Source organism: Streptomyces sp. SA15 (assembly GCF_002291145.1).
Taxonomy (GTDB): Bacteria; Actinomycetota; Actinomycetes; order Streptomycetales; family Streptomycetaceae; genus Streptomyces.
The window spans coordinates 67,357-80,841 of sequence record NZ_NTGE01000024.1 but is presented as its reverse complement, the minus strand read 5'-3'; the positions used below and the strand labels follow the sequence as shown (position 1 = coordinate 80,841).

Sequence of the window (13,485 nt, the reverse complement as noted above, 5' to 3'; positions counted from 1 at the left end):
GGGATGGTGCAGCCCGCACGGCTTTTGCCCTGCGCTCTACGGCCATATATGTCGGCCCCCTGCGATGTCCGGGCTCCGCGCTCAGGCCGCCCCCGTGAACTGGTCTTCTACGACAGTTGCGCATTCTCAAGGCTCTCGCGGACCGGGCCCGGCTCCATCAAGGGTCGCTGACCTGCCAGGAGATGGCCGCGGCGTTCGGCATGGACGTGTGGCGCGCGTGGAAGCACTGCGGTCGAAGGCGAAGCGTCTGGTCGCGCGCGGCTGGCTGGCCGAGCCCGCGCCGGGCCGGTTCACGCTGGCTGCGGGCGTGAGCGGGCCAGGCGGCGGGTCATGAGCAGGATCATCGACCAGTAGACCATCGCTTCGGCGCTGGTGGTGCGGCGCTCGTAGTCGCGTGCCAGGCGGCGGGTGCGCATCAGGTGGGCGAAGAGCCGCTCGATGATCCACCGCTTGGGCAGCACCACGAAGCCGCGCATGTCGTCGCTGCGTTTGACGATCGCCAGGACCAGGGCGAGCACGGCCAGGCAGTACTCGACGAGGCTGCCGGTGTAGCCGCCGTCGGCCCAGACCAGCTCCAACTGGTGGTGTGCGTCGGCAACTTGCCGCAGCAGCACGTGGGCGGCGGCGCGGTCGCCGACATCCGCGGCGGTGACCATCACGCCCAGCAGCAGGCCGAGGGTGTCGACCACGACGTGCCGCTTACGTCCGTTGATCAGCTTGCCGCCGTCGAAGCCGCGGCTGTCCGACCCGACGACGGCGTCCGCCTTGACCGACTGCGAGTCGATCACCCGGCCGACGGCTCCGCATCCCGCCCCAGCCTCTCGCGGATCCTCGCACGCAGCCGGTCGTGGAACTCCTTGACCATGCAGTGGTCACGCCAGCGGCGGAAGAACGCGTATACCCGGTCCCACGGCGGGAAGTCGGCAGGCATCGCCCGCCACTTGATGCCATTGTCGACCAGGTAGCGGATCGCATCGAGTATCGCCCGGTGGCAGTACGCCTCCGGCTGCCCTCCCTGGCCGCGCATCCAGCCGGGCACCGGCAGCAACGGCCGTACCGCCGCCCACTCCGCGTCCGTCATGTCCGTCGGATAACGCGACTGCCGAAACCCATTGTCGGCGGCGTTTCCGAACCGGTGAGCGACAGTCACACTCCAGCGTGACGGAACTGGACTGCCCGTACATCGGCACGGAAGACTGCGGCACCAGAGCCTCCTGATGTTGCTCGGTGATTCGACACCAACGAGCTGTTCAGGAGGCCCTGCTCGTATGCGCCGAGCACCCCGCCACCACCCAATCGGGACTCCCGTTCGATCGACAAACCCCAAGATCGGTACGACAACAGCTACTGAGGATGTCGGCCGAGGAGTTCGGCCAGGCATGTCGAGTGGTGGCGAGGACCACGCGGTCCTGGGGGCGCAGGACGTAGCCGGGGTGGAGGTTCCATATGAGTCCGGTGGGTCGGTCTGCACTGTCATGGGCTGGGGTGGCGGAGAGACCGGGGAGCCGGTCGTCTGGTTCTGTGGTGTCCAGGGCGATGACGCGCCAGGCGCCGGCCCGGAACGATTCGGCGATCGTGCGTCCTTCGAGGTGGGAGTGCCCGGCGACGTTGAGGGCGGCGAAGACCAGCATGCGGCGTTCGACCGGGATGGCTCCAAGGATCTGGCGGCCCATCATGGCTCCGGCGAAGGCGGGGGCGGCGAGGGTGGAGACGCTGCGGCTGCGGGTCAGGGCGCGGGGGTGGGCGGCGCGCAGGGTGCGGTGGACGGCCGCGGCGAACTCGTCGTCGTACAGCCGCAGAGCCACCCTCAGATCGGGCTTGACGGACCGCGCGTACAGGGCGGCTTCCAGGTTCGTGGTGTCGATGCTGGTGAGGGCGAGCAGGGCGTGCGCGCGGTGGATCTTGGCGGCTTCCAGGACGCCTTCCTGGGTGACGTCGCCGATGACGGTGGGCACCCGCAGGCGGCGGGCGACCGGGATACCACGGGCCTCGGGGTCCTCCTCCACACACACCACGGGGATGCCGAGCTCGTTGAGTCGGATAAGCACCCGGGTGCCGATCTTGCCGAGGCCGAGCAGGACGACGTGGCCGGACAGGCCGCGCGGCGGGCGGCGCAGTGCGGAAGCGGTGCGGAAGGTGCCGAGCGCCTCCAGGACGGCCGCGAGCAGCACAGGAAGGAGCAGCAGCCCGGAGAGCCCGGCGAGGAGCTGGAGCACCTGGCGGGCGGTGGGTTCGCCGATCGCCGGATCGTTGATCGCGAAGAGGTCGAGCAGGGTGAGGTAACCGGCGTGCAGTGGATGCTTTTGCTCGCTGGTCAGCCAGGTCGCGACGGCCAGGGCCAGCACGCAGGTCATGAGCCCGGCCACGGCCCAGCGCAGTCGTCGTGAGAACAGCGACCCGAGCGGAGCCCCGCGCGCGGCCAGTCTCCTCGGCGGGCGGATGGCCGCGGAGTGTGTGACCTGTTCCAGGACCACGGTGCCGTGGCCTGTGCTTGTGGCCACGGTGTCGTCGTCGGGCAGCAGTATGGGTCCTTCTCGGCCGCTGGCGTCCGATCCTTCCGCGCCTGCCGGGTCGTTGGTGGTCGATGACAGAAGCGCGAGCGTGCACAGGCCCGGATCGGCCGTCTCGCCGTGGCCGGGCGGAAGGCGCTCGGCGGCGCGCAGCAGCAGCCCGTCGGCCTGGATGACCTTGCTGGTGCCGGCGACGGCGGTGGCCGCGAGGGCGGGGGCGGCTGTGTCCGCGTCCGACAGGACGGTGGTGGAGGTGTCCAGGGCCTCCGGGTCCAGACCGGGGACGGCGAGGGCGGCGGCCTGGTCGAGGAGTTCCTCCAGGTGCTGGCCGAGCTTGCGGTTGTAGAGCCGGACGACCAGCCGTAGCCGGGGGTTGAGGCGGCGGGCGGCCAGCGCGGTGCGGATGTTGGTCTCGTCGTCGTCATGGACCAGTGCCAGCGCGGCGGCCTCGCGTACGCCCGCTTCGGCCAGGAGAGCCTCGGTGAGTTCGGGCGCCTCGACCACCTGGGGGGCGTCCGAAGCCCCGTCGGTGGCCGGGCCGGCCGTACGGTTCATGACGGCTTGTACCCGGCCTAACATCGTCGTGGTCCGCGCCGGTCCGGTGGGGCTGGTCCGGTGTCCGGTCGGGACGACGAGGGTGACGCGCTCCCGGTACACCGCCGTGAGCTCGGCGGCCAGCCGCTCGGCGAGTGCATCGTCACCGCACACGATCATGTGTCCCGGCTGGGGGACCCCTCGCGTCGGCTGTGGGAAGAGGACCATGTCGTCCGTGACCTCCTGGTCAGTGTTCCGGGCGCCTGACAGCGACACCCCGTGTGTGTGAGAAAGCGGGTCATCCGGCCGGCGTCGGGTCGCCTTGGCACGTCAACGTCCCGCCGGTCGGTGGGATCTGCCCTGGGTCGCCCGCGACCGGCCTGGCTTGTTCCCATACGGCGCTCACATCCGGAGCCCCGCGTCGGCCCGGCGCAACTCTCACGCCGCTAGGGCGAGATACGCGGCTGCGGCGAAGAGGATGCCGGGGATGGCGAGCATGCTGCGCTGACCGCTTTCGAGGACGGCCACGTATTGGCTCTGCGAGACCTCGATCCTCCCGCGTTCGTAGGGAGTCGTGTCGAGGACGAAGTACCGGCCGTCCCTGATTTCGGCTGACTGCAGGTTCCCCGTACCGGCCATGCTGACCAGGATCACCACGAGTCCCGAGACGACCAGGCATCCCAGAGCAGCCTGCACCGCGCGGGGCAGGCACCGGAAGGCGAGCCATACCGAGTGGCGGTCCGCTCGCGTCAGGAGTACGCGCACCACGGCAGCTGCGAAGATCGGGAACAGAAGCAGCACGACCGCCGCCGTCAGCCATGGCGAGTCCACCAGTGGCAGCGTCCCTGGCGGCCACGTCAGCGCTGCGAGGATCAGCAGCAAGGTGCTCAGCCCGGCTGCGATTCCCCCGTGCAGCTTGAAACTCCACCCCATACTGCAGAGCCTTGCATGCGCGCCGCTTCAGCTCATTGCCATACCTCGGCAGAGAGGGCCACTCACTGACGGCAAGGATCCTGCCTGGAAGACGACGGTGTTGTGTTCTGTGCCGCCCACGACGGGGCTTTGCGTCCTGCGGTGCACACATCCATGCCCGCCCCCACCGTTACGCAACGCGGCAAGTGAGGTTGTTACGGCACGTTCCCGGCCGGGTGTAGCTGGCCTCCCCCCTTCGAGGACCGCACCGGGCCCGCGACTTGGCCGCCAGGAGGAACACCGCTCGTCTACGGTCACCTGCCACTTGGTGCGCGACTTCCAGTCTGGAGGGTCTCGAAGGTGGGCGGTTCCGAAGTGTGGTGCTGTTGTTCTAGTGCAATAGGAACAATCTGTGTGGGGGAGGCCGATGACAGTCATCCGCCGGTGTGCCTTGACGGCCGCTCCGTTCGGCATTGCCAGCGCCGCCTACGTCGGCATTTTTCTGGCGAACCGTGACCGGTTGCAGGAGCGGATCGCCACTCACTTCTCCGGGGATGGCGGGGCTGACGGCTTCATGAGCCGGACCGCCGCGTTGTGGTTCGGCGGTGGCGCGCTGGTCGGTCTTGGGGTGCTGTTCACCGTACTGACCCTGGTCTCCAAGGAAGGCCCGGGGGCGAGGCTGACTGCCGCCGTCGGCGCCGGCACGGCAGTCACGCTCGGCTATCCGCTGGTCGTCACCGTCCTCGTCAATACGGACGTCCAGGATCCGGCCGGGGTGCAACTGCCGCTGTGGCATGTGGCATGTGGCTGTGCTGCTGCTCGCGGGCGTGGCCACTGGTGCTTTGGCGTGGTGGCTGATGAGTGCCGGGCCGCGCGCTGAGGCCGCGGCACCGGCCTCTTCGCTGCCGTTGGCCCAGGGCGAGTTGCGGCCTGGAGCCGCACCATGATCTCCCGCGCACTGCTGTTCTCGGCCGGCGTCGTCGCGCTCAGCGGGCTGTTCGCCCTGGTGTTCGGCCCCTGGCAGGCTGGACTGCTGCCGCTCGTCCTCGGCCTGACCTGCGTCGCGTTCGCCGGTGTCCGGGTTACCGTCGACCGGCGCGGCCTCACGGTCGCTTCTACGGTCCTGCCCAGGCCGCGGCTGGCCCTGCCGCTCGGCAGAATCGTCAGTGCCAGTAGCGTTCAGGTCAACGCCGTGGGGGACTTCGGCGGCTGGGGCTACCGGGTGCGCCCGAATCGGCGGGGTGTAGTGCTGCGTTCGGGGGAGGCGCTCTCGGTCCGCACTGCGGGGGGACGTGAATACGTGGTCACCGTCAATGACTCGACTACTGCGGCCGCACTGCTCAACAGCCTGGTGAACCGTAACGCCCGGGGGGTGTGACTAGGGATGCTGTTTCGGGTGCTTCCCGGCTCCCCCGTTCCGCTGGGCGAGCAGATCGCCGCCTGTGTACGGGGGGCGATCGCCAACGGCACGGCGGCTCCGGGGGAGAGGCTGCCGCCTGCGCGGGAGGTCGCCCAGTCGCTGGGCGTCAACGTGCACACGGTTCTCCGCGGTTACCAGCAACTGCGTGACCAGGGTCTGATCGAGCTGCGTCGTGGCCGGGGGGCGGTGATCAACGCGGCGCCCGACGTCGCGGACCAGGCCCGGCTCGCCGAGGCCGTGCACGGTCTCATTACCCAGGCGCGTGATCTCGGTTTGTCTGACCAGGAGTTCCTGGCCTTGGTTCACAACAGCCTGTCCGGCGCACCCGTCACCACGCCGCCACCCCGCCCCGGAGTCTGAACGGCTCGCCAGCGCTCCTTCCGCGACCGCATCACCTCCCTGGTCCCAGCCGCCCAGCCGAGGCCCCTGCCCACCGCTCACGTCTCAGCTGACCCTTGTGGAGACACCTCGTATGCTTCCCGCCGTCATCGCATTCGGGATCGCCTTCTTCTGTTTCACGCTGTGGTGCTCCGTCACGGTCGCCCGGATGCGGGACATACCCAAGTGGCGCAGGTTCTTGCCTATAGGTCTCTTCCTGCTGGCCGCTGGAGCGAGCCTGCTACGTGCCTTCGACATCCCTGAAGTGGCGAACACAGTCGCCTCTCCCTTGAATCTGGCGGTCGTATTGCTCTCGCTCGCGGAGATGCGTGGTCGTCGTCGTAGGCGTGAAGCCGGCTTTTCTCCGCAGTGAAGGCTTGTGGCGTTGGGCCATGGGTGACGACCCGGGTGGCTGGTCGGTGGTCAGGGTTCAATCAGGCCGACGCGGATGGCGTAGCGGGTGAGTTCGAGGCGGTCTTTGAGGCCGAGCTTTTGCAGCAGGTTGGCGCGGTGGCGTTCGACGGTCTTGGGACTGATGACGAGGATGTCGGCGATTTCCTGGGAGGTGTGGCCTTCGGCGACGAGTTTGAGGATCTCTTCTTCGCGGTCGGTGATGGCTCTGGCGGGCGGGGACTGGCCTTCGCGGACGCGGTCGAGGTAGTTGCGGATGAGGGCGTTGACTGCGCCTGGGTAGAGGAAGGGTTCGCCGCGCATGGTGGCGCGGCAGGCTTCGACGAGGTCGCGGTCGGCGACGGATTTGAGGACGTATCCGGAGGCGCCGGCGGCGAGGGCTTCGAAGAAGTACTGCTCGTTGTCGTACATGGTCAGCATGAGGATGTGCAGCTCCGGCTGGGTGCGGGAGAGTTCGCGGGCGGCCTGCAGGCCGGTCAGGCGGGGCATGGCGATGTCGAGGATGGCCAGGTCCGGGTGCTGGGTGCGGGCGGCCTCGAGGGCTTCGGCGCCGTCGCCTGCTTCGGCCACCACGGTGAGGTCGGGTTCGCTGTCGAGGATGAGGCGGACTCCGCGGCGGACCAGGTGGTGGTCGTCGGCCAGCAGGATGCGGGTGGGCGTCGCCCCGGGCATGGTCACTGACTCCGGTGGCGGGTGGGGACGGTCAGGCGTACTTCGGTGCCGCTCTCGGGTGCGGGGCCGAGGGTGAGGTCGGCGCCGATGAGCAGGGCGCGTTCGCGCATGCCGCGGATCCCGGCTCCTTCGGCGGCGCCGTCGATGCCGCGGCCGTTGTCGCGTACGCGCAGTTCCACTGCGTCCTGAGTTCGCTGTAGGGTGAGGTCGACGCGGGTGGCGTCGGCGTGGCGGGCGGTGTTGGTCAGGCTTTCCTGGGCGACGCGGTAGAGGACGAGTTCGGCGTTCTCGCCCAGGGGCGGCAGGTCGGGCGCGATGTGGTGGCGCACGGACAGGGACGGGCCGGTGAACTCGGCTGCGAGGGACTTCAGGGCGCTGGTCAGGCCGAGTTCTTCCAGGACGCCGGGGCGCAGGCGGCGGGCGATGCGGCGGATCTCATCCAGGCTGGCACGAGTGGTCTCCTGGACCTGGTGCAATTGCTCGCGTACCGGGTCGGGGGCTTGGTCGGCGACGCGTTTGAGGTCGAGCAGGACGGCGGTGAGGGTCTGTCCGATCTCGTCGTGGAGTTCCTGGGCGATGCGGTGACGTTCGGACTCCTGCGCGGTCAGGGCGCGGGCGGCGCTGGTGGCGCGTTCGGCTTCCAGCCGGTCGAGCATGGTGTTGAACGTGGTGATCAGGTCGGCGACCTCGCCGTGACCGCCGACGGCCGGGCGGGCGCCGGGGCGTAGCAGGTCGGTGGTGTTCATGGCGCGGGCGAGGCGCTGCAGCGGGGCCAGGCCGATGCGCAGCAGCAGGGCGTTGGCGATCAGCATCGCGGCCAGGCCGACGGTGAGGACCGTGGCCTCGGTGAGCAGGACGGGGGTCGAGACGGTGACCGGGCCCAGCAGCAGCGCGGTGGCGGCGACCAGCACCACGGCGTTGAGCAGGAAGATCCTCCAGAACAAGGGCACCGCGTACCGCCTCCCTGATGTGGTCCCCCGCTCCCACTATCGCCTCCGTACACGGACGGTGAAGCCGGCCGGCCGCTGAGGGCTGCCATCGCGCCCAGAGGCGCTCGTCTGCTCCAGCGTGGTCGCTGAGCGGGCGGGCGTCCATCGGGTCTGGCACCCATTCCGGGTCATCGCCTACAGGTCTGACCTGCCCATATTTGGGTGCCAGACCCGATGGTGTGCGCCCCCGTGGGCGGGTGAGGGTGAAGCCAATCCACCATCCCCGGCCCTGTGACCGTCTGCTGCAGCGGCGACCGCTTACGGCGTGGGTCGGCTGCCGCCCTCAGTGCCCGACGGCCATACAGCCATGCTGGCCTGCCGTTTCCGCCTTCCGTGAGCACAGGTGCGGGGTGCGGTGCCTGGCTGGGCGGCACAGGGCGGCGGGTCTGTCGGATCACGAGAGGGGAGCCCGCCCCGATGTACGCAGTGCCACAGCGGCATGGCCACACCAAGGCGGTTTCCGGCCCGGTCCTGCTGGTGCTGCGCCTGCGTCGCGCGGCAGCCGTGTGGGTGCGCCGCCTTGCGGGCGCCGAAACGGCCGGGACAGGCCGGTGCGGCGCGCGGGAGGGGACGCGGTGAGCGTCACGGCATGGCTGGCGGTAGCGGTGTTCGCCGCCGTCTACATGCTGATCGCGACGGAGTGGGTGCACCGGGTCGCCGCCGCGCTGGGCGGCGCGGTGGTGATGCTGCTGATCGGGGCGACCGACGCCGAGCACGCGTTCTTCTCCGAACACGCGGGCATCGACTGGAACGTCATCTTCCTGCTGCTCGGCATGATGCTGATCGTCGCCGTGCTGAAACGGACCGGGATCTTCGAGTTCTTCGCGATCTGGGCGGCGCGCCGGGCCCGTGGCAGACCGTACCGGCTGATGGTGCTGCTGACCGTGGCGACGGGCGTGCTGTCCGCCTGGCTGGACAACGTCACCACCGTGCTGCTGATCGCGCCGGTGACCATCCTGGTCTGCCGACGGCTCGGGCTGCCCGTGGTCCCCTGTCTCATCGCCGAGGTGATGGCTTGCAACATCGGCGGAGCCGCCACCCTGATCGGGGACCCGCCCAACATCATGATCGGCTCCCGTGCGGACCTGTCCTTCAACGACTTCCTGATCCACATGACGCCCATCGTCGTCGTGCTGATGATCGTGTTCGTGTCGATGAGCCGGGTGATGTTCCGCGAGGCGTTCCGCTACGACCCCGAGCGCGCCGCGTCCGTCATGGAGCTGAACCCCAGGGAGGCCATCAAGGACGTCCGGTTGCTCATCGTGAGCGGCGTGGTGATCACCGCCGTGATGACCTGCTTCGTGCTGCACACCTGGCTGGGTCTGGAGCCGTCGGTGGTGGCCATCAGCGGCGGTCTGCTGCTGCTCGGCGTCTCCCGGCTCGCTCCCGGTGACGTGGTCAAGTACGTGGAGTGGGAGACCCTGGCGTTCTTCACCGGGCTGTTCGTCATGGTCGGCGCGATGGTGCAGACCGGAGTGATCGGCGACCTGGGACGGGCAGCGGCCGACGCGACCGGCGGCAATCTGCTGGGGACGGCGATGACCCTGGTGTTCGGCTCCGTCGTGCCCTCCGCGGTCATCGACAACATCCCCTTCGTGGCATCGGTGAGCCCGATCGTGGCCGAGATCGTGGCCTCGTCGGGCGGGCCTGAGGAGGCGGGGGTGCTGTGGTGGGCCTTCGCACTCGGCGCGGATCTCGGCGGGAACGCCACGATCATCGCTTCCTCGGCCAACGTCGTCGTCATCGGCATCGCCGAACGCGCAGGGCACCACATCTCGTTCTGGCAGTTCAGCCGCTACGGACTCATCGTCACCGCCGTCACCGTCACCATCGCGGCCGCGTATGTGTGGCTGCGCTACTTCGCTCTGGTGTGATCGTGATGCCCCGCCCCCGCAAGGAGACCAGATGGACCGCACCGCCGACCGCCACACCTGCCCGCCGCCCCGTGCCGGGAGGAGGAAGCCGTGGCCGGAACCCATGACAAGCGGCTCCGCGAGATCGAGTCCCGCCTGCACCGCGAGGACCCCCGGTTCGCGCGTGCCCTCGGTGCCGGTCGCCCCTGTCGGCCGCGCGAATACCGGCACACCCGGGCCTGGCTGCTGCTCGCCGTTGCCCTGGCCGTGCTGGGCACCGGCATCACGCTGGCGCACGGGCTGCTCATCGCCGTCGGCCTGGTCCTCGCCGGTATGGCCGGGGAACTGTTCGACCCCCAGCGTGACGCGCGCAGACACCGCAACCCTCCGCCCCGGTCCTGACCCCAGCGGCCGTCGGACTGCTGCTTGATGACATGAGGACCGATCGATGACCCTGTCCGAGCTGTACCTGACGCTGCTGATCGGCGGCACGGTGCTGCTGGCCAGCATCGCCGCCGCCCGCGCCGCCCACCGCATCGGCCTGCCCAGCCTGCTGCTGTTCCTCGCGGTGGGCGTCATCGCCGGCGAGGACGGGCTCGGCCTGGAGTTCGACGACGCCCAGCTGGCCCAGGCGCTGGGCACCGCCGCCCTGGCGGTCATCCTCGTCGAGGGCGGTCTGACCACCCAGTGGAGCGACGTCAGGCGCCTGCTGGCCTCCGCCGGCGTGCTCGCCACCGCGGGCGTGGCCGTCTCCGTCGTAGTGACCGCCGCCGGCGCGCACTGGCTGCTGGGCATGAACTGGCACCTGGCCCTGCTGCTCGGTGCGATCGTCTCCTCCACCGACGCCGCCGCCGTCTTCGCCGTCCTGCGCTCGCTGCCGCTGCCGCAGAAACTGACCGGCCTCGTGGAGGCCGAGTCCGGCTTCAATGACGCCCCCACCATCATCCTGGTCCTGGTCTTCTCCACCGCCACCGCCGACCTGCCCGGCCCCGCCCCCCTCATGGGCAACCTGCTCTACCAGCTCGCAGTCGGAGGCACGCTCGGTGTGCTGATCGGCCGCCTGGGCGCCGCCGCGCTGCGGCACATCGCGCTGCCCGCCACCGGCCTGTACCCGCTGGCCACCGTCGGCTTCGGCATCACCGCCTTCGCCGCCGCCGGAGCGGTCAACGCCAGCGGCATCATCGCCGCCTACCTGTCCGGCCTCGTCCTGGGCAACGCCAAACTGCCCCACCGCGCCGCCACCCGCTCCTTCGCCGAAGGCGCCGGCTGGCTGGCCCAGATCGGCCTGTTCGTCATGCTCGGCCTGCTCGTCAACCCCAGCGAACTGCCCTCCGCGATCCTCCCGGCCCTCGTCGTCGGCCTGGTCCTGCTGCTGGCCGCCCGCCCCGTCTCCGTCCTGGCCTGCCTGCTGCCCTTCCGCATCCCCTGGCGCGAGCAGGCATTCATCTCCTGGGCCGGCCTGCGCGGCGCGGTCCCCATCGTGCTCGCCACCTTCCCCATCGTCGCCGGAGTCACCGGCGCCCGCGACGTCCTCAACATCGTGTTCGTCCTCGTGGTCCTGTTCACCCTCATCCAGGGCCCCACCCTGCCCGCCGTCGCCCGGCGCCTGGGCCTGACCCGCCCCGGCGCGCTGCGCGATGTCCAGGTCGAGACCGCCCCCCTCGACGTACTGGACGCCGACCTGCTCACCGTCACCATTCCGCCCGGCTCCCGGCTGCACGGCGTCGCCGTATTCGAACTCCGGCTTCCGCCCCCGACCGTCGTCACCCTGATCGTCCGCGACGGCACCACCCTCGTCCCCGACCGCGACACCGTGCTGCGCGTCGGCGACGAGCTCCTGCTCATCACCACCCCCGAAACCCGGGAAGCCACGGAGCGCCGGCTGCGGGCCATCGGTCGACGCGGCAAACTCGCCCGCTGGCTCGGCGAACACGGTGCCCCCGAACCGGAGCCCGCCACCCCGGCACGGACCGAATGACGCCCCACAGATTGCAGCCGGCAACCCAGTCGACTCCGAGTGCGCAGCTTCAAGTGGACAATCGTTCGGTTAATTGCCGCGATCTCTGCACCCTCGCTGCCGTTCTGCAATCGATTGCTCCCTATGCGTCATTAGTCGTGCGGTATGCTTCTTTACCGAGCCTTGACGCTCCGTTGAGCGGCTGTTCGCTCATTCTGTGGGGTTTGTTATCCAGAGTTTCTGGATCTCGGTGCGATGGGGGGCGTGACATGGATCGAGTTGTCCGGGCCGTTGATGTGCCCGCAATCGCTCGTGACAGCGTGCCTGAACGGGACCGCGCCGTTTCCAGCGCCTGATCCGCCGGTCCGACGCACGCACCAGGTGTTGCGCGACGGAACGCAGACCGCCGCCCGGTCAGACACTGACCTGCTTGTGTCCCGTGGCACCCCAGTACGCCGAGCCCCACCCGGTCATGCCTACTCGGCCTGACCCAGCACTGCCTGCGCCGGGCCGTATCGCCGACCTCACCGACAGCGCCCGCGCGCCGCCCTTAGCCAAGAAGGCACTGACGCCGTCGCCGAACCGAACCGGAGGAGACGCCCGTGCACAACACCACCGCCATGCTCATCGAACTCGGGGCCATCATCCTCGCCCTGGGCCTGCTGGGACGCCTCGCCGGACGAGTGGGCTTTTCCCCCATACCCCTCTACCTCCTGGCCGGACTCGCCTTCGGCCACGGCGGCATCCTGCCCCTGCAGGCCAGCGAGGAGTTCACCGCCACCGGCGCCGAGATCGGCGTCATCCTGCTGCTGCTCCTGCTCGGCCTGGAATACAGCGCCTCCGAACTCGTCACCAACCTCAAGACCCAATACCCCTCCGGCGCGGTCGACTTCGTCCTCAACGCCGTGCCCGGCGCCATCGCCGCACTACTTCTGGGCTGGGGTCCGGTGGCCGCCGTCGCGCTGGCCGGCGTCACCTGGATCTCCTCCTCCGGCGTCATCGCCAAGGTCCTCGGAGACCTGCGCCGGCTCGGCAACCGCGAAACGCCCGTCGTCCTCGGCGTCCTCGTCATCGAGGACCTCGCCATGGCCCTCTACCTGCCGATCCTCACCGCCCTGCTCGCCGGCGTCAGCCTGGCCGGCGGCACCGTCACCCTGCTGATCTCCCTGGGCACGGTCGGCGCCGTCCTCTACCTCGCACTGCGCCACGGGCGGCTGATCAGCCGCGCCGTCTCCTCCGACAACGCCGAAATGCTCCTCCTGGTCGTCCTCGGCCTCACCCTGCTGGTCGCCGGCGTCGCACAGGAACTCCAGGTCTCCGCGGCCGTCGGCGCCTTCCTCGTCGGCATCGCGCTGTCCGGCGAGGTCGCCGAAGGCGCCAGCAACCTCCTCACCCCGCTGCGGGACCTGTTCGCCGCCGTCTTCTTCGTCTTCTTCGGCCTGTCCACCGACCCCGCCGACATCCCGCCCGTCCTCGTCCCCGCTCTCCTGCTCGCCGTCGTCACCGCATGCACGAAGGTCGCCACCGGCTGGTACGCCGCACGACGCGCCGGAATCCACGGTGCGGGCCGCTGGCGCGCCGGCGGCACTCTCGTCGCCCGTGGCGAGTTCTCCATCGTCATCGCCGGACTCGCCGTCGGCGTCGAGCCCCGCATCGGGCCACTGGCCACCGCCTACGTCCTGATCCTCGTCATCGTCGGCCCGCTCACCGCCCGCTACACCGAGCCGCTCGCCCGCCGCCTCACCCGCCGGTCCACCACGCCGGCACCAGTCTCCGCCCCCGTCGATGCGGAGCGGGCAAAGTCCCACGCCCAGGTCTGAGCACCGTCCGTGGGTCCGGTCGGCGAACA

The 13,485-nt window shown here is 69.8% G+C and carries 14 protein-coding genes and 2 pseudogenes; 10 read left to right on the top strand and 6 right to left on the bottom strand.

The features are described 5' to 3' along the window. Positions 1-119: 119 nt before the first annotated feature. Positions 120-334: pseudogene (locus CLM62_RS51050) on the top strand (hypothetical protein); the annotation flags it as partial. On the opposite strand, the gene CLM62_RS51045 reads toward CLM62_RS51050, so the two are convergent. From CLM62_RS51045 to CLM62_RS04160, 4 genes and pseudogenes are all read right to left on the bottom strand, one after another. Continuing rightward, positions 291-788 (bottom strand): transposase, encoded by a 498-nt coding sequence (locus tag CLM62_RS51045; RefSeq protein ID WP_257003656.1) that lies wholly within the window; start codon positions 786-788, stop codon positions 291-293. The pseudogene CLM62_RS51050 and the gene CLM62_RS51045 sit on opposite strands and share 44 nt — an antisense overlap. Then, entirely contained in the window at positions 785-1,081 is a 297-nt protein-coding gene (locus CLM62_RS51040) for a transposase (RefSeq protein ID WP_257003655.1), read from the bottom strand. Before CLM62_RS51040 ends, CLM62_RS51045 begins: the two co-directional genes overlap by 4 nt. A 263-nt stretch (positions 1,082-1,344) precedes the next feature. After that, positions 1,345-3,224: pseudogene (locus CLM62_RS04165) on the bottom strand (NAD-binding protein). A gap of 258 nt (positions 3,225-3,482) precedes the next feature. Then, complete coding sequence (locus tag CLM62_RS04160; RefSeq protein WP_095748499.1) at positions 3,483-3,977, bottom strand: hypothetical protein; 495 nt, start codon at positions 3,975-3,977, stop codon at positions 3,483-3,485. A 406-nt stretch (positions 3,978-4,383) separates the two neighbouring features. Here CLM62_RS04160 and CLM62_RS04155 point away from each other — a divergent pair, with 406 nt between their 5' ends. The 4 genes from CLM62_RS04155 to CLM62_RS04140 all read left to right on the top strand — a co-directional run bounded on the left by CLM62_RS04155 (position 4,384) and on the right by CLM62_RS04140 (position 6,127). After that, a complete protein-coding gene (locus CLM62_RS04155; protein ID WP_143658925.1) occupies positions 4,384-4,836 on the top strand; it encodes a DUF1648 domain-containing protein in 453 nt (150 codons plus the stop codon). A 63-nt stretch (positions 4,837-4,899) separates the two neighbouring features. Continuing rightward, positions 4,900-5,334 carry a hypothetical protein gene (locus CLM62_RS04150; protein ID WP_095748497.1) on the top strand — a complete coding sequence of 145 codons (435 nt, stop codon included), beginning with the start codon at positions 4,900-4,902 and terminating at the stop codon, positions 5,332-5,334. A 6-nt stretch (positions 5,335-5,340) separates the two neighbouring features. Then, positions 5,341-5,736, top strand: a complete 396-nt coding sequence (locus CLM62_RS04145) for a GntR family transcriptional regulator (RefSeq protein ID WP_095748496.1) — start codon at positions 5,341-5,343, stop codon at positions 5,734-5,736. A 112-nt stretch (positions 5,737-5,848) separates the two neighbouring features. Next, on the top strand, positions 5,849-6,127 hold the full coding sequence (locus CLM62_RS04140; RefSeq protein ID WP_095748495.1) for a hypothetical protein: 279 nt from the start codon (positions 5,849-5,851) through the stop codon (positions 6,125-6,127). A gap of 50 nt (positions 6,128-6,177) precedes the next feature. On the opposite strand, the gene CLM62_RS04135 is transcribed toward CLM62_RS04140, so the two are convergent. Both CLM62_RS04135 and CLM62_RS04130 read right to left on the bottom strand, forming a co-directional pair. Further along, positions 6,178-6,837 (bottom strand): response regulator transcription factor, encoded by a 660-nt coding sequence (locus CLM62_RS04135; RefSeq protein WP_095748494.1) that lies wholly within the window; start codon positions 6,835-6,837, stop codon positions 6,178-6,180. A 2-nt stretch (positions 6,838-6,839) separates the two neighbouring features. Continuing rightward, positions 6,840-7,787: a sensor histidine kinase gene (locus CLM62_RS04130; RefSeq protein ID WP_095748493.1), complete on the bottom strand. Its 948-nt coding sequence runs from the start codon at positions 7,785-7,787 to the stop codon at positions 6,840-6,842. 456 nt (positions 7,788-8,243) lie between these two features. Here CLM62_RS04130 and CLM62_RS49740 point away from each other — a divergent pair, with 456 nt between their 5' ends. From CLM62_RS49740 to CLM62_RS04110, 5 genes are all read left to right on the top strand, one after another. Then, complete coding sequence (locus tag CLM62_RS49740; protein WP_179381929.1) at positions 8,244-8,405, top strand: hypothetical protein; 162 nt, start codon at positions 8,244-8,246, stop codon at positions 8,403-8,405. Further along, on the top strand, positions 8,402-9,700 hold the full coding sequence (locus CLM62_RS04125) for an SLC13 family permease (protein WP_095748492.1): 1,299 nt from the start codon (positions 8,402-8,404) through the stop codon (positions 9,698-9,700). Before CLM62_RS49740 ends, CLM62_RS04125 begins: the two co-directional genes overlap by 4 nt. A gap of 90 nt (positions 9,701-9,790) precedes the next feature. Further along, on the top strand, positions 9,791-10,081 hold the full coding sequence (locus tag CLM62_RS04120) for a DUF3040 domain-containing protein (protein WP_095748491.1): 291 nt from the start codon (positions 9,791-9,793) through the stop codon (positions 10,079-10,081). Between the two features lie 46 nt (positions 10,082-10,127). After that, complete coding sequence (locus CLM62_RS04115) at positions 10,128-11,657, top strand: potassium/proton antiporter (protein ID WP_095748490.1); 1,530 nt, start codon at positions 10,128-10,130, stop codon at positions 11,655-11,657. A gap of 581 nt (positions 11,658-12,238) precedes the next feature. Further along, the gene (locus tag CLM62_RS04110; RefSeq protein WP_095748489.1) at positions 12,239-13,456 is read left to right on the top strand and encodes a cation:proton antiporter; all 1,218 of its coding nucleotides are present in this window, start codon (positions 12,239-12,241) and stop codon (positions 13,454-13,456) included. Positions 13,457-13,485: the final 29 nt, after the last annotated feature.

Bases quoted from the DNA above. Each gene is read 5' to 3' on its own strand.
- CLM62_RS04150 (WP_095748497.1), top strand. From the start codon at position 4,900: ATGATCTCCCGCGCACTGCTGTTCTCGGCCGGCGTCGTCGCGCTCAGC.
- CLM62_RS04140 (WP_095748495.1), top strand. From the start codon at position 5,849: ATGCTTCCCGCCGTCATCGCATTCGGGATCGCCTTCTTCTGTTTCACG.
- CLM62_RS51040 (WP_257003655.1), bottom strand. From the start codon at position 1,081: ATGACGGACGCGGAGTGGGCGGCGGTACGGCCGTTGCTGCCGGTGCCC.
- CLM62_RS04155 (WP_143658925.1), top strand. From the start codon at position 4,384: ATGACAGTCATCCGCCGGTGTGCCTTGACGGCCGCTCCGTTCGGCATT.
- CLM62_RS04135 (WP_095748494.1), bottom strand. From the start codon at position 6,837: ATGCCCGGGGCGACGCCCACCCGCATCCTGCTGGCCGACGACCACCAC.
- CLM62_RS04160 (WP_095748499.1), bottom strand. From the start codon at position 3,977: ATGGGGTGGAGTTTCAAGCTGCACGGGGGAATCGCAGCCGGGCTGAGC.
- CLM62_RS49740 (WP_179381929.1), top strand. From the start codon at position 8,244: ATGTACGCAGTGCCACAGCGGCATGGCCACACCAAGGCGGTTTCCGGC.
- CLM62_RS04145 (WP_095748496.1), top strand. From the start codon at position 5,341: ATGCTGTTTCGGGTGCTTCCCGGCTCCCCCGTTCCGCTGGGCGAGCAG.
- CLM62_RS04115 (WP_095748490.1), top strand. From the start codon at position 10,128: ATGACCCTGTCCGAGCTGTACCTGACGCTGCTGATCGGCGGCACGGTG.